Genomic DNA, 18,051 nt, shown 5'->3' with positions numbered 1-18,051 from the left:
CTCTCCAAATATCGCTCATACTCTTTGTGGCAACACTGTCGTCAATAACTGTTTGATATAAAACTTTAATCAAGGAGTTCATATGGCTGGTTGGTTTGAATTAAGCAAGAGTAGCGATGATCAGTACCGCTTTGTTCTTAAGGCTGGAAACGGGGAAACTATCCTTACCAGTGAGCTTTACACGACAAAAGGCGCGGCAGAAAAAGGGATCGCTTCTGTCCAGGCTAACAGCCCTCTGGCCGAGCGTTATGAGAAAAAAACGGCAGCTAATGGCAAATTGCATTTCAATCTGAAAGCAGCAAACCACCAGATTATTGGTAGCAGTCAACTGTATGCGAATGAACAGTCGCGCGAGACCGGTATTGCTTCAGTTAAGGCCAATGGTGTAAGTCAGACGATAAAAGATAAAACCTGATAATGACTCGCTCAGCCGGGTAACGCCACGCTGTCGCCCGGCGTTTTTCTTTACCTGTCTTCCCCACAGCGCTACAATGCCCGCCCTTAATATGGGGGCACTCCCCTAACCGCCTCATTGAGTGAGGCGAGTCTGACCTGTCATCAGAACGAGAAAATTATGTTTAAACCGGAACTCCTTTCCCCGGCGGGAACGCTGAAAAACATGCGTTACGCTTTCGCCTATGGCGCAGACGCTGTATATGCGGGCCAGCCGCGTTACTCACTGCGCGTACGCAACAACGAATTCAATCACGAAAACCTGCAGCTAGGCATTAATGAAGCCCATGAACTGGGTAAAAAATTCTATGTGGTGGTTAATATTGCCCCGCATAACGCCAAGCTGAAGACCTTCATTCGTGACCTGAAACCGGTGGTGGAAATGGGGCCGGATGCACTGATCATGTCCGACCCCGGTCTGATTATGCTGGTGCGCGAAAACTTCCCTGACATGGACATTCACCTTTCAGTACAGGCTAACGCCGTAAACTGGGCGACGGTGAAATTCTGGAAGCAGATGGGATTGACCCGTGTGATCCTGTCCCGCGAACTGTCGTTGGAAGAAATTGAAGAGATCCGCACCCAGGTGCCGGATATGGAAATTGAGATCTTTGTTCACGGCGCGCTGTGCATGGCTTACTCCGGCCGCTGCCTGCTCTCTGGCTACATCAACAAGCGTGACCCAAATCAGGGTACCTGTACCAATGCCTGCCGCTGGGAATACAACGTGCAGGAAGGCAAAGAAGACGTGGTGGGCAATATCGTGCATAAGTACGAGCCTATCCCGGTACAAAATGTTGAGCCGACACTGGGTATTGGCGCGCCGACTGACAAAGTCTTTATGATCGAAGAAGCCCAGCGTCCGGGTGAGTACATGACCGCGTTTGAAGACGAACACGGCACTTACATCATGAACTCGAAGGATTTGCGTGCCATTGCCCACGTTGAGCGCCTGACTCAGATGGGCGTGCATTCGCTGAAAATTGAAGGCCGTACTAAATCATACTATTACTGTGCACGTACCGCGCAGGTTTATCGCAAGGCCATTGATGATGCCGCTGCCGGGAAACCGTTCGACCCGCAACTGCTGGAAACGCTGGAAGGTCTGGCGCATCGCGGTTACACCGAGGGGTTCCTGCGCCGCCATACACATGACGACTATCAGAACTACGAATACGGCTTCTCTGTTTCCGAGCGTCAGCAGTTTGTCGGCGAATTCACTGGCGAACGTAAAGGTGAACTGGCGGCTGTGCTGGTGAAAAATAAATTCACCGTCGGCGACAGCCTGGAGCTGATGACCCCACAGGGCAACATCAACTTTACCCTCGAACAGATGGAAAACGCGAAAGGCGAAGCGATGCCGGTTGCACCGGGCGATGGTTACACCGTGTGGATGCCTGTACCGGAGGATATCGATCTGAATTATGCATTGTTGATGCGTAATTTTGCCGGTGAGTCCACGCGCAACCCACATGCTAAGTAGTTAATTACGGTTATTTTTCAGCGTTCGGAAGATTCTTAGAAATCGATCACATACCGCTTCGTTCATTAAGGGTATTATCCCATCCGCTGAAAAACATAACCCATAAATGCTAGCTGTACCAGGAACCACCTCCTTAGCCTGCGTAATCTCCCTTACGCAGGCTTATTTTTTGCCTGCCGTTTAATCCCCCCTATTCAAATCACGACTTTCAGGCGAAAAAAAACCGGGCATTACGCCCGGTTCATTAGGTGGTTAGATATTAATGCGCTGCTTCTGGCTTGTGCTTTTGCGCACTCTGGAAACCATAGGTCAGCTCATTTTTCTCTTTATCCAGCGCAACGGTCACCTGACCGCCATCCACAAGCGAGCCGAACAGCAGTTCGTTAGCCAATGGTTTTTTCAGGTTATCCTGGACAACGCGCGTCATCGGGCGTGCACCCATTGCGCGGTCATAGCCCTTCTCAGCCAGCCAGTCGCGGGCTTCCTGACTCACTTCCAGAGAGACACCTTTCTGATCCAACTGAACCTGAAGTTCGACGATAAACTTATCAACAACCTGATGAATCACCTCAGTAGAGAGATGATCGAACCAGATAATGTTGTCGAGACGGTTACGGAATTCCGGCGTAAACACTTTTTTGATTTCGCCCATCGCATCAGTACTGTTGTCCTGATGAATCAGCCCAATCGATTTACGCTCGGTTTCACGCACGCCGGCGTTGGTGGTCATGACCAGCACCACGTTGCGGAAATCCGCTTTACGCCCGTTATTGTCGGTCAGCGTACCGTTATCCATCACCTGCAGCAGCAGGTTAAAGACGTCCGGATGCGCTTTTTCGATTTCATCCAGCAGCAGTACCGCATGCGGATGCTTAATGACAGCATCTGTCAGCAAACCGCCCTGGTCGAAACCGACATATCCCGGAGGCGCACCAATCAGGCGGCTGACGGTGTGACGTTCCATATACTCGGACATATCAAACCGCAGCAGCTCAATACCCAGCGCTTTGGACAACTGCACCGTGACTTCGGTCTTACCGACGCCAGTCGGTCCGGCAAACAGGAACGAACCGACAGGTTTATGCTCGTGTCCCAGACCAGCACGGCTCATTTTGATCGCTTCAGTCAGCGCCTCAATGGCTTTATCCTGTCCGAATACCAGCATTTTCAGACGATTGCCCAGGTTTTTCAGCGTATCGCGATCGCTCTGCGAAACGCTCTTCTCCGGGATCCGCGCAATGCGGGCCACGACGGACTCGATATCCGCCACGTTGACGGTTTTCTTGCGCTTGCTGACCGGCATCAGACGCGCCCGCGCGCCCGCCTCATCGATCACGTCAATCGCTTTGTCCGGCAGATGACGATCGTTAATGTATTTCACCGCCAGTTCGACCGCTGCACGCACCGCTTTGGCGGTGTAGCGAACGTCATGGTGCGCTTCGTATTTCGGCTTCAGACCGTTGATGATCTGCACGGTCTCTTCAACCGACGGCTCAGTGATATCGATTTTCTGGAAACGGCGTGCTAGCGCGCGGTCCTTTTCAAAGATATTGCTGAATTCCTGATAGGTTGTGGAGCCTATCACACGGATTTTACCGCTGGAGAGCAACGGTTTGATCAGGTTAGCTGCATCCACCTGGCCGCCCGATGCCGCACCCGCGCCGATAATGGTGTGGATCTCATCGATAAACAGAATGCTGTTAGTATCCTGTTCCAGTTGTTTCAGCAGCGCCTTAAAGCGTTTTTCAAAATCGCCACGGTATTTGGTACCCGCCAGCAGCGAGCCGATATCCAGAGAGTAAAGGGTACAATCAGCCATCACTTCCGGCACGTCGCCCTGGACGATACGCCAAGCGAGGCCTTCCGCAATAGCGGTTTTCCCGACGCCAGACTCACCCACCAGCAGCGGGTTATTTTTTCGACGACGGCACAGTACCTGAATGGCGCGTTCCAGCTCTTTGTCCCGTCCAATGAGCGGATCAATTCCGCCCACACGGGCAAGCTGGTTAAGGTTAGTCGTGAAGTTCTCCATACGGTCCTCCCCGCCAGCTTGCTCTTCGTTATTCGGCTGATTACCAGAGTCAGAGGACTGACTTGGTTCGTCTTTGCGCGTGCCATGAGAAATAAAATTCACCACATCAAGGCGACTCACTTCATGCTTACGCAGCAGATAAGCCGCCTGAGATTCCTGCTCGCTGAAGATGGCGACCAGCACATTAGCACCGGTAACTTCATTGCGCCCGGAGGACTGAACATGAAAGACCGCGCGTTGCAACACACGCTGAAAACTCAACGTTGGCTGCGTGTCGCGCTCTTCTTCACTGGCAGGCAATACGGGTGTGGTTTGTTCAATGAAGGCTTCGAGTTCCTGACGCAGCGCCACCAGATCCACAGAACACGCTTCCAGCGCTTCGCGGGCCGATGGGTTACTGAGCAATGCCAGTAGCAAGTGCTCGACGGTCATAAACTCATGTCGGTGCTCGCGCGCTCTGGCGAAAGCCATGTTTAAACTGAGCTCCAGTTCTTGATTGAGCATAGGCACCTCCCCCAATATTTATGCCTGCATTTAGGCTTTTTCTAGCGTACACAGCAACGGATGCTCGTTCTCCCTCGCATACTTGTTCACCATCGCAACTTTGGTTTCAGCCACTTCGGCAGTGAATAAGCCGCAAATCGCTTTACCTTGATAGTGAACGGCAAGCATCAGTTGCGTTGCACGTTCTACATCATAAGAAAAGAATTTTTGTAACACGTCAATAACAAACTCCATCGGAGTGTAATCATCATTGACTAATATCACTTTATACATAGATGGCGGTTTTAGCGCGTCGCGCAATTTATCTTCCGCCAGCAGATCAAAATCCAGCCAGTCGTTAGTCTTACCCATCGTCAGTCGTCATCTTCAGTTACGGTTTCCGGCAGAAAATCTTGCCGCTGACAAGCAGCCTATGCGCACAATCAATCTACCTCAAGTATTAGATAACTATCATCTATTAGTGCCATCCGCGACATCTGTCACATAACCGACAATAGCGTTAACTGCTTCAAATTTTGATGCATTTTTACCCTATTCCGTCAGCCTGGCGCTTGACGCCTCGCCTGATTTCTCTAAATTGTAGTTTCGAGAGTTGGCGAGGTTTTGAACAGCCCCCACTCCGCCACCGGTTCATTCCATCTTACTTATATAAGATTTACGAAGGATGTCGAAGCATGGAAACGGGTACTGTTAAGTGGTTCAACAACGCCAAAGGGTTTGGTTTCATCTGCCCCGAAGGCGGCGGCGAAGATATTTTCGCCCATTACTCCACCATTCAGATGGATGGTTACAGAACGCTAAAAGCCGGACAATCTGTCCAGTTTGATGTCCACCAGGGGCCAAAAGGCAATCATGCCAGTGTCATCGTGCCTGTCATTGAAGCAGAAGCTGTCGCATAGCTCTTCTGTTTCATTGTGTACATCCCGCAGTCAAAATGCCAGCCTTTGCGGCTGGCATTTTTATCTCGATGGTATTATTCCCGCGCCAGAGCATCTACCGGATCCAGCCGCGCCGCATTTCGCGCCGGTAGCCAGCCAAACAAAATCCCGGTCGCAGTCGAACACAGAAACGCCGTCAATAATGCTACGGGTGAGAAACCTATTTCCCAGCCAGGCAGGAATAGCTGAAGCGTAAAGGCGATCAGCATCGACAAGCTAATGCCCAACGCGCCGCCAACCAGACACACCAGCACCGCTTCAATTAAGAACTGCTGCAGTACGTCACTGGCGCGGGCGCCAACCGCCATACGAATGCCAATCTCGCGCGTTCGTTCGGTTACCGAAACCAGCATAATATTCATCACACCAATCCCACCGACCACCAGCGAAATCACGGCCACCAGCGTCAGGAAGAGTTGTAATGTACGTGTGGTCTTTTCGGCGGTTTTCAAGACACCGTCCATATTCCAGGTGAAGAAATCCTTCTTACCGTGGCGTAACGTCAGTAGCCGGGTGAGCTGCTGCTCGGCCTGGGCACTATCAAAACCGTCTTTCACCCGCACGGTGATCGAGTTCAGCCACGACTGCCCCATAATTCGCCCGGACATGGTGCTGTAAGGCAGCCAGACCCGCAGGATCTTGCTACTGCCAAACATCGACTGTTTCTCTTCTGCAACACCAATCACCGTGGCAGGCATATTCCCCACCAGCACGACTTCGCCGACAACTTTCGCTTTGTTGGGGAACAATTGACGACGGGTATTACTGTCGAGCACCACCACCTGAGCGCGCCCCGCCAGTTGTTCAGCGTTAAAAGTGGTCCCTTCGCTAAACGTCATGCCATAGACGTTGAAATAGTCGCCGCTAACGCCATTAGCACTGGCGGCCACGTCGATATTGCCATAGCGTAGCCGCAGGTTTTTCGACACCGCAGGCGTCACCGAACTGACCCAGGGCTGCTTCTGTAATGCCGTTAAATCGTCATACTTCAGCGCCTGTTGATATTGTGGGTCGTCGTCGCCGAAATCTTTGCCAGGATAGATATCGATGGTATTGGTGCCGATAGCGCGAATATCTGCCAGCACCAGCTGTTTAGCCGCATCGCCTACCACCACAATCGACACCACTGAAGCAATACCGATGATGATCCCAAGCATGGTCAGTAGCGTTCGCATTTTATTCGCAGCCATTGCCAGCCAGGCCATAGTGAGCGCTTCGCGAAAACCGCTGGCAAACTGCCCCCAACCGGACGCCGTTTTCACCGTCGGCTCCGCGATATCGCGCCCGGTAGAGGGTTTGTGCGACGGCGGATTGCGCACAATCTCGCCGTCACGAATTTCAATGACGCGTTCGGCCTGTGCGGCGACCTGGCTGTCGTGAGTGACGATAATCACCGTATGCCCGCGATCGCGCAGCTGATGCAAAATCGCCATCACCTCTTCGCCTGAATGGCTGTCCAGCGCGCCGGTGGGTTCGTCGGCGAGGATAACCTGCCCCCCGTTCATCAGCGCACGCGCAATACTGACCCGCTGCTGCTGACCACCGGAAAGCTGGGAAGGCTGATAGTCGACTCTGTCGCCCAGACCCAGTCGCTGCAGGAGTTCTTGCGCACGGGCCAGGCGCTGCTTACGTTCGGTGCCAGCGTAGACTGCAGGCACCTCAACGTTTTGCGCGGCGGTTAAATGCGACAACAAATGATAACGCTGGAAGATAAAACCGAAATGTTCGCGACGCAGCTGGGCTAACGCATCGCTATCCAGCGTGGAGACATCGCGCCCGGCAACCCGATACGTACCGCTGGTGGGTTTATCCAGACAGCCGAGAATATTCATCAGCGTCGATTTCCCCGAGCCAGACGCCCCGACAATCGCCACCATTTCCCCGGCCTGAATGCTCAAGGATACGTCCTTCAATACCTCGACCTGGCCTTCGCCTGATGGATAGCTGCGGCGGATATTGCTCAGTTCAAGCAATACCGTCATTTTGGCGCTCCAGCGTTGCCCTCACCGGTGATGACTTCATCCCCCTCTTCCAGCCCTTTCACGATCTCCACATCGGTGTCATTACGCGCGCCGATAACCACTTCACGTTCACGGGTTTCACCGTTACGCAGCAGCCTGACGTTATAACGATTGTTGCCAATAGGATCGCCCAGCGCCGACAGCGGGATCGTCAGGACATTTTTCACATCGGTGAGCTGGATATGGACCTGCGCGGTCATATCCAGACGCAGGATCCCTTTCGGGTTGGGAACTTCGAAGCGAGCATAGTAGAAAATTGCATCATTCACTTTCTCTGGCGTCGGAAGAACATCTTTGAGCTTACCTTCGTAGCGCGTCTGAGGATCGCCCAGTACGGTAAACCAGGCCTTTTGCCCGGGATGCAGGTGAATCACATCCGCCTCGGAAACCTGCGCTTTCACCAGCATGGTGCTCATATCTGCCAATGTCAGAATGTTAGGCGCCTGCTGGGCAGCAATAACGGTTTGCCCCTGAAGGGTAGTAATTTGCGTGACTTCGCCTGCCATTGGCGCGACGATGCGGGTGTAATCAAGGTTGGTTTTTGCCGTATCGAGAGAGGCCTGATTACGCTTAATTTGCGCATCAATTGTGCCGATTTGCGCCTGTTTGACCGCCATCTGAGTAGCCGCCGTGTCGAGATCCTGCTGCGAGACAGCCTGGGTTTTCGCCAGCTGTTGCTGACGGGAAAGCGTTACCCGCGCCAGCTTCCACTCTGCTTCAGCCTGTAAACGCTGAGCGCGTAATTCCATCAGTGTCGCTTCAACCTCTTTAATCTGGTTTTGCGCCTGTTCAGGATCGATAACGCCAAGCAGTTGATCTTTTTTTACTTTGTCGCCAATCGCGACCGACAGCGTTTTTAACTGCCCGCTTACCTGCGCCCCGACGTCAACTTTACGCAACGCATCCAGTTTGCCGGTTGCCAGTACGCTTTGCTGCAGATCGCCCGGACGAACAATTAACGTTTGATACTGAGGTAAAGGCGCATTAAGCGTTCGCCAAAGTGCAATTATCGCCACAATAATGATGATGGCGAAGAGAAAATAGCGCTTTTTGATTTTTCCCTTGAGCTTCATAAATGTCCCAATTTCCCCCAATACGTCCACCAGAGTGGAGTGGTAAACATCAACGTTAAATAAATAGCCGTTGAAAAACGCAAGAATAACAGAGTTATTGATGAATGGTTAAGATCCGCTGTGTTGAAATTAGTACCAGAGTATCCATCGGATTGTTATTATGAGCCAGCTAACTGACAGCACTTTTCATTCTTCAAAACCCGCCACAAGTTTTAGCCTCTTTTGTAGCCTGATAACCGGACATTGGCGCCCTGGAAAATTTTGGCATCAGCGTAGCTTTCGTCGTAAGTTTTTGTTGCGCTCAGCGCTTATGCCACGATTAATGCATGAATGGATGACTGAACTGGCGCAATGGCCTGATCTCGATAGCGTACTGGCACGCCAGCCTCGTCTGCCGGTTCGCCTACATCGCGCCTATCTCGCACAAAACCTTGATCGGAAAATGAAACTGGATGCTGTGCGTTTTCATTACAATGCTATCCGCAGCTCTTTTTCAGCCACGGAATATAAAGCTTATTTAAGTGCGGGTGGATTACAACTGGCACAAATTGAAGGCAAAAATAGCGAAATATTTAGCGTAATACTGGGCTCATTTATCTCACTGGATAAAGAAGGTGAAAGTACCATTCTGGTACGCAATAGCGCTGGCGAGACTTTAGCGGAAATGACGTTTACGCTGTGCAATTATCAAGGAAGCAGCACACTGTTTATTGGCGGGTTACAGGGAGGCAGTCGATTACTGCCACATGAAGAAATTCAAAAAGCGACCAAATCATGCTACGGGATTTTCCCTAAACGTATTGTGATGGAAGCCATTTGCTGTTTTGCAGAACAATTGAATATTAAACAAATTCTGGCTGTCAGTAATGAACAGCATATCTTTCGCAGCCCGCGTTACCACGATAAAAACAAGGTGATACTTTCCGACTACAACGCATTTTGGGAGTCGGTTGGCGGTGAGTGCGACAGTCACGGCTATTACCATATCCCACGCACAATGGCGCGAAAAAGCGAAGCGGACATTGCCAGCAAAAAACGCGCGGAATACCGCCGTCGCTACCAGTTACTGGACAGCATCCACTCGCAGCTGTCGTCGATGTTTCGCAACTAATCCGCTCTGCCGCGTGCCAACCACAGCACGCGGGAAAACATTTTTCGCAGCAGCGTTGGCACCGCGTCAACGCCGCGCCGCCCGGCTTCCATCGCCACCTCAATGGCTAAATCTGGTTTTGACGACCGGTGAATCGCCTTCGAGATAATTTTGCGCATATTCATGGGCACGTTTTCGGGGATTTGCGCCACCCTGTGGAATACGTCAGCGAACCCCTGGCGATACATAAAGTGTTCCATGTCCAGCGCGGGAAGCATGGTTAAATGATCGCGCTCTTCTTCTCTGTCGTTATTCAACAAACTCCGCACCGTAGCGGCATACTTTTTCCCGGCTTCATCACCATCAACCAGCACATGCCACTCGATACCCATCCGGCGGGCGAACTTAACCAGCGGCTTAAGGCCGGACTGGGCAAATTCAATGACTTTGATACCTTCCGCATCAAAGTGGTGCCCACACTGGCGGGCCAGTTCGTTAATGACCCAGGTTTCCGTTTCGCCTTCCACCAGCAGCCAACAGCGGGCAAACAACGACGATGCACGGTTAAAACGAATATGAAAGGCAATACGCCGACCATCTTCTGCGCTGATCCCACCAGGCCCAAGCCGCCAGGCGGCGACGCGGGAGGACTCACGCACCAGGCGGACAACGTGTTCCACGGGGGTGAGGGACAGTAACTCACCTGAGTTGGTGGTCGCCACCCGTTGCAGCGGAAGCAAATTCAGCAGGTGCCAGGCAACCGACAGCATAATCGGATGTAAACGCGTTTCAGGATCTTCTACCAACAGTAACGGCCGGGCGTCTTTATCCAGCCTCAGCGTACCTTTGGCCTGTAACAGCGTCGAAAACAGTCCCAACAGGATCACGCGGTGCGTCCGTCCGCCCGGTCTATCAATCATACGGTTGATAATATCCAGATAGCGCCAGCTACGTTGTTCATTATTGGAACGTCGACGCATCAGACGATAGCGGGACTGACTGGAACCCTGCTCAGAAAAATAGTGTTCCAATAGCTGTACCATGGCCGATAACCCCTGACGTATCTGCCCATCTGTCAGGTTTTGCGGTCGGGTAGCCAGTTCACGTGCCAGAAAATCCAGTTGCCGCGCGGTCACTTCGACATCCGCCGAATCCGGCACAGTACCGTTACGGATCCGTCGCATAAAACGCGCGTCGCGCAGGCGCAGTACTGGCATCAAACGCACGAGGTGCCGCGCCTGCTCGTTAATGTCGTCGAGGGGAAGCTGATGGCCCTCGCCATCCAGAAAACTGCGTAACGTCAGAACGCTACCGTCGTCCGCACATTCACCTTCCAGCCGATAGAAAATGCGGTGATAGCCATCCTGACACAGCGTCCAGCTGGCTTCCAGAGGGCGATACCTGCGCACGCGGTGGCGACCCGGTTGAGACTCACGAAACGTCAGGATGATATGCAGATGATGTTCCCGGCCTTGAATATCGCCCGGCGGGAACCAGAAATCTTCGCGGTCAAAGTGGTACAAATCAGTTTCCGGCGACAGCAGCAGGGTTAAAGCATCCAGCAGACTGGACTTACCCCACGCGTTCTCCCCAATCAGCACGTTGCTTTGCTCCAGCATCAACGACAGACGGTTAATACCACGAAATCCAACAATCTCAACGCGTTCGAGAATCATATAGCCTCCGGAAATGCTAACTTTTTCCTTCAAGTTATCAGGAGTATAACGGCAAGCGGGCGCTCAGGACACCCGATATGATCAGGAGGTTAGCCGCAGAAATCAAAAAATATAAGAATATTCTTCTTATGTTTTCCCCGGAATATTATTTCAGAACTCAATCATCGCCGTTTTGCTAATTGAACTATGCTTCATTCATCCAATATTCAAAAAGGAATCACAACATATTGCCTTAAATCAAATTTTTTCATCAATTTAACTGGCGAAGGGATGATGTTTTTTTCTAAAATACCGGCTCTTTCATCATCGTCCCTTTTAGCGATGAATTACCGGGTAAGGAACACGAACCCGGAACTTTTAATTGAGGTGGTTATGTTCAGGAAATTAGCAGCCGAATTCTTCGGTACGTTTTGGCTCGTCTTTGGTGGGTGCGGTAGCGCAGTTCTGGCCGCAGCATTCCCGGAGTTGGGTATTGGATTTGCCGGTGTCGCGCTGGCGTTTGGTTTGACCGTATTAACCATGGCCTTCGCCGTAGGTCATATTTCCGGCGGACACTTTAACCCGGCGGTGACCTTCGGTTTATGGGCGGGCGGTCGCTTCCCGGCAAAAGACGTTATTGGTTATGTTATCGCTCAGGTTGTGGGCGGTATTGTTGCAGCAGCGGCACTGTATCTTATTGCCAGCGGTAAAGCTGGTTTTGACGCAACTGCCAGTGGTTTTGCCTCGAACGGCTTTGGTGAACATTCACCTGGCGGCTATTCAATGCTGTCTGCCGTCGTAATTGAAATTATTTTGACTGCTGGTTTCTTATTAGTGATCCACGGTGCGACCGATAAACATGCTCCGGCAGGTTTTGCACCCATTGCGATTGGTCTGGCGTTAACCCTGATCCACTTGATCAGTATTCCGGTTACCAACACCTCCGTTAACCCGGCACGTAGTACCGCTGTAGCCATCTTCCAGGGCGGCTGGGCATTACAACAATTGTGGTTCTTCTGGGTTATGCCGATTATCGGTGGGGTCCTCGGCGGTCTTATTTACCGTACTCTGCTGGAAAAACGCGATTAATCGATAACAAAAAAGGCCTGGCGCAAGTCAGGTCTTTTTTCCCCCGCTATATTTCCTTTTATTTGCAACTTTACTCCCTTCTTTGCATTGAGTAGTGTGTGCTGGCGCATTTCGTCTTACTCTCAGCAAGGATCTGGTTTTCATGTTTTCAGGGCTGTTAATCATTCTGGTTCCCCTTATTGTGGGCTACCTTATTCCGCTTCGGCACAGGGCTGCATTAAAACTCATCAATCGCCTGTTGAGCTGGATCGTCTACCTTATTCTCTTTTTTATGGGTATCAGCCTGGCGTTTCTGGATAATCTCGCCAGCAACCTGTTAGCCATTCTTCATTATTCTGCGGTCAGCGTGACGGTCATTTTGCTGTGTAATATCGCGGCGCTGTTCTGGCTGGAGCGTTCGCTGCCCTGGCGACATAACCACAAGCAAGAAAAGCTACCCTCGCGAATTGCGATGGCGCTTGAGTCGCTCCAGCTTTGTGGCGTCGTCGTCGTGGGTTTTCTGCTCGGCCTCACCGGTCTTCCTATTCTGCAGCACGCCACCGAAGCCAGCGAATATACGTTAATCTTTTTACTGTTCCTGGTCGGGATTCAACTGCGCAACAGCGGTATGACCTTAAAGCAAATTGTGCTGAATCGCCGGGGGATGATTGTTGCGGTGGTCGTCGTCGCCAGTTCGATGCTGGCGGGGGTTATCAATGCGTTGATCCTCGGCCTGCCGCTGAAAACCGCGCTGGCGATGGCGTCTGGTTTTGGCTGGTACTCCCTGTCCGGTATTCTGTTAACCGAATCGTTCGGGCCGGTGATTGGTAGCGCCGCCTTCTTTAATGACCTGGCCCGCGAACTGATTGCCATTATGTTGATTCCTGGAATGGTGGGCCGCAGCCGCTCAACCGCGCTGGGGCTATGTGGCGCGACATCAATGGATTTCACCTTACCGGTGCTCCAACGCAGCGGCGGTCTGGAGATGGTTCCGGCAGCCATCGTCCACGGCTTTATTCTGAGTCTGTTAGTGCCTTTGCTGATGGCGTTTTTCTCCGCCTGAAGTCAGGACAAATACCTCTCTGGCGGTAGTCATCTACCGCCAAAATTGCGCTAAATCAATCTCCCTGCAAGTTGTAGCAGAAATCCCTTTTATCCCTTCGCGCACAGGCATAACCTTAAACATGTATATTAAATATAACTTTAAAAGGTGTGACCATGTTTTGTGTGCAATGTGAACAAACCATCCGTACTCCGGCAGGAAACGGCTGCTCTTACGCGCAGGGTATGTGCGGTAAAACGGCTGAAACCTCCGATTTGCAGGATCTGCTGATTGCTTCCCTACAAGGTCTGTCTGCATGGGCTGTTAAGGCACGTGAATACGGCATCATCGACCATGAGGTTGATAACTTTGCGCCGCGTGCATTCTTCTCCACGCTGACCAACGTTAACTTCGATTCTCCGCGTATTGTTGGCTATGCCCGTGAAGCTATCGCCATGCGCGACGCCCTGAAAGCGCAATGCCTGAACATCGACGCGAACGCAGCGGTCGCTAACCCGATGGCCGATCTGCAACTGGTCAGCGACGATCTGGGCGACCTGCAACGTCAGGCCGCTGAATTTACCCCGAACAAAGACAAAGCTGCCATCGGCGAGAACATTCTCGGCCTGCGTCTGCTGTGCCTGTACGGCCTGAAAGGTGCGGCAGCTTACATGGAGCACGCGCACGTTCTCGGTCAGTACGACAACGACCTCTACGCTCAGTACCACAAAATCATGGCATGGCTGGGAACCTGGCCTTCCGATATGAACGCTCTGCTGGAGTGCTCAATGGAAATCGGCCAGATGAACTTCAAAGTGATGAGCATTCTGGATGCTGGCGAAACCACTAAATACGGCCACCCGACGCCAACTCAGGTCAACGTCAAAGCAACCGAAGGTAAGTGCATCCTGATCTCCGGTCACGACCTGAAAGATCTGTACAACCTGCTGGAGCAGACCGAAGGTACCGGCGTTAACGTCTATACCCACGGTGAAATGCTGCCGGCGCACGGCTACCCGGAACTGCGTAAGTTCAAACACCTGATCGGTAACTACGGCAGCGGCTGGCAGAATCAGCAGGTTGAATTTGCCCGCTTCCCGGGCCCAATCGTAATGACCTCTAACTGCATCATCGACCCAACCGTTGGCGCCTACGATGACCGTATCTGGACTCGTAGCATCGTCGGTTGGCCGGGTGTAAGCCACCTCGAAGGCGACAACTTCGCTCCGGTAATCGCTCAGGCTCAGCAGATGGCGGGCTTCCCGTACAGCGAAATTCCGCACCTGATCACCGTTGGTTTCGGCCGTCAGACTCTGCTGGGCGCGGCTGATACCCTGATCGACCTGGTAAGCCGCGAAAAACTGCGCCACATCTTCCTGGTTGGCGGTTGTGATGGCGCGCGTGGCGAACGTAACTACTTCACCGACTTCGCCACCAGCGTGCCGGACGACTGCCTGATCCTGACTCTGGCGTGCGGTAAATACCGTTTCAACAAACTGGAGTTCGGCGATATCGAAGGCCTGCCGCGTCTGGTCGATGCAGGTCAGTGTAACGATGCATACTCTGCCATCATCCTGGCAGTAACCCTGGCTGAGAAACTGGGCTGTGGCGTGAACGATCTGCCGCTGTCTCTGGTGCTCTCCTGGTTCGAACAGAAAGCGATTGTCATTCTGCTGACCCTGCTGTCTCTGGGTGTGAAAAACATCGTCACTGGCCCGACTGCGCCTGGCTTCTTCACGCCGGACCTGCTGGCAGTTCTCAACGAGAAGTTCGGTCTGCGCTCCGTGACCACCGTTGAAGAAGATATGAAGCAACTGCTGAGCGCGTAAGGAGTAAAGAATGACAATGCCAACTCATCAGTGCCCATGGCGGATGCAGGTTCATCACATCCATCAGGAAACGCCGGATGTATGGACAATTTCGTTGCTGTGCCACGACTATTATCCGTACCGCGCCGGGCAGTATGCACTGGTCAGCGTACGTAATTCAGCGGACACGCTGCGTGCTTACACCCTCTCTTCAACGCCGGGCGTTAGCGAATACATCACGCTGACCATCCGCCGCATTGACGATGGCTCAGGCTCACAGTGGTTAACCCGCGACGTGAAGCGCGGCGACTATATCTGGCTCTCCGATGCAATGGGTGAATTCACCTGTGAAGATAAAGCGGAAGACAGGTTCCTGATGCTGGCCGCTGGCTGTGGCGTCACGCCAATCATGTCAATGCGTCGCTGGTTGGCAAAATACCGCCCACAGGCAGATGTGCAGGTGATCTTTAACGTTCGTTCACCGCAAGATGTCATTTTTGCCGACGAATGGCGCGAGTATCCGGTGACCTTAGTTGCTGAAAACAATGCCACTGACGGTTTTGTTTCCGGCCGACTGACCACCGAACTGCTGCAAAGCGTACCGGACCTGGCTTCGCGCACCGTGATGACCTGCGGCCCGGCGCCGTATATGGATCTGGTCGAGAAAGAAGTCAACGCGCTGGGCGTGACACGCTTCTTTAAAGAGCAGTTTTTCACGCCGGTAGCTGAAGCCGCCACCAGCGGTCTGAAGTTCACCAAACTGCAGCCGGCAAAAGAGTTTTATGCGCCGGTAGGCAGTACGCTGCTGGAAGCGCTGGAAAGCAATAAAGTGCCGGTTGTCGCCGCATGCCGTGCGGGCGTTTGCGGCTGCTGCAAAACCAAAGTGGTTGACGGTAACTACACGGTCAGCAGCACCATGACGCTGACCGACGCAGAAATTGCTGAAGGTTATGTGCTGGCTTGCTCCTGTCATCCGCAGGGTGATTTAGTGCTGGCGTAATTGACCGATATCTGATGTGCAAAAGGCTACCCGGTTATATCGGGTGGCCTTTTTTTATGTTGTCAGACGCTGCAAAATTCCGATTTTTTCACCCTCCGAGGCAAAATACCGCCCTCTTCCCGCGAATTATCGACCACACTTACCTGGCACAGGTTAAGCAAAACCCCGACTACCACGTCGAACTTTCAACAAAGGATCCCCATGAAAAAAGTGGCCATCGTCGGCGTAGGTCCCACCGGAATTTATACGTTTCATGCCCTCGTTGAGCGCGGTGAACCGCTGGAGATACAGCTTTATGAGCAAGCTGAGGAAGCTGGCGTAGGCATGCCTTATAACAGCGACAACAACGCAGACCACATGCTGGCCAATATAGCCAGCATTGAGATCCCGCCGATTTATATCAGTTATCTGACGTGGCTACAGAATCAAAGCGATGAATACCTGGCGCAGTTTCGGCTTGAACGTACATCGTTGCATGAGCGGCAATTTTTGCCCCGGGTGATCCTCGGCGACTATTATCGCGATCGTTTTTTAGCCATCGTCGATAAAGCGCAAAGATCCGGGTTCACAATTCGCGTATATGAATCAAGTAAAGTCACCGACCTGCAAGCAAACCCGACTGGGGTCTCCCTGTGGATCAATCACGCGTCACAGCCCGTCGAAGTGGATTTCGCCGCTATCGCCAGCGGCCATCTGTGGCCAGAAACTGATGCTCAGGCACGCAAGTTTTTCCCCAGTCCGTGGACCGGCCTGATGGAGGCGCAGATTAGCGCTTGCAGGGTGGGTATTCTGGGCACCTCGCTAAGCGCTATCGACGCGGCGATGGCCGTGGTCAGTCAGCATGGTACCTTCACCACCAATACCGACCGTTCACTGCAGTTCACGCGTAAACCCGACAGCCAAAACCTGAAGCTGACCCTGATGTCGCGCAGCGGTGTGCTGCCTGAAGCGGATTTTTACTGCCCTCTTCCCTATGAACCGCTGAATATCGCGACGCAAGAAGCGATTGAAAACGCCATTGCCGAGGGCCAAAACGGATTACTGGACCGCATCTTCCGGCTTATTGTGCAACAACTGCAAGACGCGGCCCCAGGGTGGTGTCAACAGGTTGCACTTGCAACGCTTAACGCCGACACATTCCCCGAGGTCTATTTTGCCGACAGGCTCAAGCATGACCCTTTTGACTGGGCGAGGCGTAACCTGGTGGAGGTTGAACGCAACAAGCAGGAACAACATACCGTCGCCTGGCGCTATACCTTATTGCGCCTCCATGAGGTTATTGAAGAGATCGTTCCTCATCTTGATGCTCGCGACGAAAAACGTTTCAGGCACGGACTGGCGCGCGTCTTTATTGATAACTATGCGGCAATCCCGTCTGAATCTATCCGCCGATTGCTGGCTCTGCACGATGCCGGGCTGATTGAGATCCTCGCACTCGGCAAAGATTATGAGCGTACAAATGAGCAGGAAATGACGGTCATTTACCACCACGGTCAGCGCAGTGAATTTGATGTATTCATTGACGCCCGAGGGCAACGGGCATTACAGAGCAAAGATATTCCGTTCCCAACGCTACGCGATCAACTGCTGGCCTGTGGCGATGAGATCCCGGATATCGGCGAAGATTACACGCTGCAAGCGCCGGAAAACGCCCGCAACCGCATCGCCTTTGGCGGACTGCCGTGGTTGATGCACGACCGTCCCTTTATTCAGGGGTTGGTGGTTAGCGCTGAAATAGGCACCGCGATGGCAAAGGCATTGACGCAACGTGCACTGAGACGTCGGCACAAACTGTGGAGCAGTGTCGACATGGATTAACGGCCAGATTTAATGGCGAGGCGGAGATAGGTTAACGCATTCCCGCCTCTGTATTGATTCTCGGAT

14 protein-coding genes are annotated in these 18,051 nt (G+C 52.5%); 9 read left to right on the top strand and 5 right to left on the bottom strand.

Annotated features, from left to right (window positions below; all coding sequences use genetic code 11):
- Positions 1-82: 82 nt before the first annotated feature.
- Positions 83-415, top strand: a complete 333-nt coding sequence (locus HV334_RS09395) for a YegP family protein (RefSeq protein WP_047501032.1) — start codon at positions 83-85, stop codon at positions 413-415.
- Positions 416-574: 159 nt separating this feature from the next.
- Positions 575-1,936 carry a tRNA 5-hydroxyuridine modification protein YegQ gene (gene yegQ, locus HV334_RS09390; RefSeq protein ID WP_006683890.1) on the top strand — a complete coding sequence of 454 codons (1,362 nt, stop codon included), beginning with the start codon at positions 575-577 and terminating at the stop codon, positions 1,934-1,936.
- A gap of 259 nt (positions 1,937-2,195) precedes the next feature.
- On the opposite strand, the gene clpA is transcribed toward yegQ, so the two are convergent.
- Both clpA and clpS read right to left on the bottom strand, forming a co-directional pair.
- Positions 2,196-4,472, bottom strand: a complete 2,277-nt coding sequence (gene clpA / locus HV334_RS09385) for an ATP-dependent Clp protease ATP-binding subunit ClpA (protein WP_016153651.1) — start codon at positions 4,470-4,472, stop codon at positions 2,196-2,198.
- A gap of 30 nt (positions 4,473-4,502) precedes the next feature.
- Positions 4,503-4,823, bottom strand: coding sequence for an ATP-dependent Clp protease adapter ClpS (clpS, locus tag HV334_RS09380; RefSeq protein ID WP_181221538.1), 321 nt, complete (start codon positions 4,821-4,823; stop codon positions 4,503-4,505).
- Positions 4,824-5,146: 323 nt separating this feature from the next.
- On the opposite strand from clpS, the gene cspD reads away from it, so the two are divergent.
- Positions 5,147-5,371, top strand: a complete 225-nt coding sequence (gene cspD / locus HV334_RS09375) for a cold shock-like protein CspD (RefSeq protein WP_003036813.1) — start codon at positions 5,147-5,149, stop codon at positions 5,369-5,371.
- Between the two features lie 74 nt (positions 5,372-5,445).
- Here cspD and macB read toward each other — a convergent pair whose 3' ends face one another.
- Together macB and macA are read right to left on the bottom strand one after the other, a co-directional pair.
- A complete protein-coding gene (gene macB / locus HV334_RS09370; protein ID WP_181221536.1) occupies positions 5,446-7,392 on the bottom strand; it encodes a macrolide ABC transporter ATP-binding protein/permease MacB in 1,947 nt (648 codons plus the stop codon).
- Complete coding sequence (gene macA / locus HV334_RS09365) at positions 7,389-8,504, bottom strand: macrolide transporter subunit MacA (RefSeq protein ID WP_016156938.1); 1,116 nt, start codon at positions 8,502-8,504, stop codon at positions 7,389-7,391. The genes macB and macA overlap by 4 nt, the downstream gene beginning before the upstream one ends.
- A 160-nt stretch (positions 8,505-8,664) precedes the next feature.
- Between macA and HV334_RS09360 the strand changes: the two genes are divergently transcribed.
- Positions 8,665-9,615 (top strand): VirK/YbjX family protein, encoded by a 951-nt coding sequence (locus HV334_RS09360; RefSeq protein ID WP_181221534.1) that lies wholly within the window; start codon positions 8,665-8,667, stop codon positions 9,613-9,615.
- Here HV334_RS09360 and HV334_RS09355 read toward each other — a convergent pair.
- A complete protein-coding gene (locus HV334_RS09355; protein WP_049281962.1) occupies positions 9,612-11,270 on the bottom strand; it encodes an ATP-dependent endonuclease in 1,659 nt (552 codons plus the stop codon). The genes HV334_RS09360 and HV334_RS09355 overlap by 4 nt on opposite strands.
- Before the next feature lie 372 nt (positions 11,271-11,642).
- Here HV334_RS09355 and aqpZ point away from each other — a divergent pair, with 372 nt between their 5' ends.
- From aqpZ to HV334_RS09330, 5 genes are all read left to right on the top strand, one after another.
- Positions 11,643-12,338, top strand: a complete 696-nt coding sequence (aqpZ, locus tag HV334_RS09350) for an aquaporin Z (RefSeq protein WP_003840208.1) — start codon at positions 11,643-11,645, stop codon at positions 12,336-12,338.
- 142 nt (positions 12,339-12,480) lie between these two features.
- Positions 12,481-13,380 carry a lysine exporter LysO family protein gene (locus tag HV334_RS09345; protein ID WP_016153656.1) on the top strand — a complete coding sequence of 300 codons (900 nt, stop codon included), beginning with the start codon at positions 12,481-12,483 and terminating at the stop codon, positions 13,378-13,380.
- A gap of 155 nt (positions 13,381-13,535) precedes the next feature.
- The gene (hcp, locus tag HV334_RS09340) at positions 13,536-15,188 is read left to right on the top strand and encodes a hydroxylamine reductase (protein WP_181221532.1); all 1,653 of its coding nucleotides are present in this window, start codon (positions 13,536-13,538) and stop codon (positions 15,186-15,188) included.
- A gap of 10 nt (positions 15,189-15,198) precedes the next feature.
- On the top strand, positions 15,199-16,167 hold the full coding sequence (gene hcr, locus HV334_RS09335; RefSeq protein WP_181221530.1) for an NADH oxidoreductase: 969 nt from the start codon (positions 15,199-15,201) through the stop codon (positions 16,165-16,167).
- Positions 16,168-16,368: 201 nt separating this feature from the next.
- On the top strand, positions 16,369-17,985 hold the full coding sequence (locus HV334_RS09330) for an FAD-NAD(P)-binding protein (protein WP_181221528.1): 1,617 nt from the start codon (positions 16,369-16,371) through the stop codon (positions 17,983-17,985).
- The last annotated feature ends 66 nt before the right edge of the window (positions 17,986-18,051 follow it).

The sequence above is a fragment of the Citrobacter sp. RHBSTW-00944 genome, from assembly GCF_013615435.1.
Lineage (GTDB): Bacteria > Pseudomonadota > Gammaproteobacteria > Enterobacterales > Enterobacteriaceae > Citrobacter > Citrobacter braakii.
This window is presented reverse-complemented; position numbering and strand designations above follow the sequence as displayed.

Coding starts and splice junctions, on each gene's coding strand:
- HV334_RS09330 (WP_181221528.1), top strand. CDS start 16,369: ATGAAAAAAGTGGCCATCGTCGGCGTAGGTCCCACCGGAATTTATACG.
- HV334_RS09355 (WP_049281962.1), bottom strand. CDS start 11,270: ATGATTCTCGAACGCGTTGAGATTGTTGGATTTCGTGGTATTAACCGT.
- macB (WP_181221536.1), bottom strand. CDS start 7,392: ATGACGGTATTGCTTGAACTGAGCAATATCCGCCGCAGCTATCCATCA.
- HV334_RS09395 (WP_047501032.1), top strand. CDS start 83: ATGGCTGGTTGGTTTGAATTAAGCAAGAGTAGCGATGATCAGTACCGC.
- clpA (WP_016153651.1), bottom strand. CDS start 4,472: ATGCTCAATCAAGAACTGGAGCTCAGTTTAAACATGGCTTTCGCCAGA.
- HV334_RS09345 (WP_016153656.1), top strand. CDS start 12,481: ATGTTTTCAGGGCTGTTAATCATTCTGGTTCCCCTTATTGTGGGCTAC.
- cspD (WP_003036813.1), top strand. CDS start 5,147: ATGGAAACGGGTACTGTTAAGTGGTTCAACAACGCCAAAGGGTTTGGT.
- clpS (WP_181221538.1), bottom strand. CDS start 4,823: ATGGGTAAGACTAACGACTGGCTGGATTTTGATCTGCTGGCGGAAGAT.
- yegQ (WP_006683890.1), top strand. CDS start 575: ATGTTTAAACCGGAACTCCTTTCCCCGGCGGGAACGCTGAAAAACATG.
- hcr (WP_181221530.1), top strand. CDS start 15,199: ATGACAATGCCAACTCATCAGTGCCCATGGCGGATGCAGGTTCATCAC.
- macA (WP_016156938.1), bottom strand. CDS start 8,504: ATGAAGCTCAAGGGAAAAATCAAAAAGCGCTATTTTCTCTTCGCCATC.
- hcp (WP_181221532.1), top strand. CDS start 13,536: ATGTTTTGTGTGCAATGTGAACAAACCATCCGTACTCCGGCAGGAAAC.
- HV334_RS09360 (WP_181221534.1), top strand. CDS start 8,665: ATGAGCCAGCTAACTGACAGCACTTTTCATTCTTCAAAACCCGCCACA.
- aqpZ (WP_003840208.1), top strand. CDS start 11,643: ATGTTCAGGAAATTAGCAGCCGAATTCTTCGGTACGTTTTGGCTCGTC.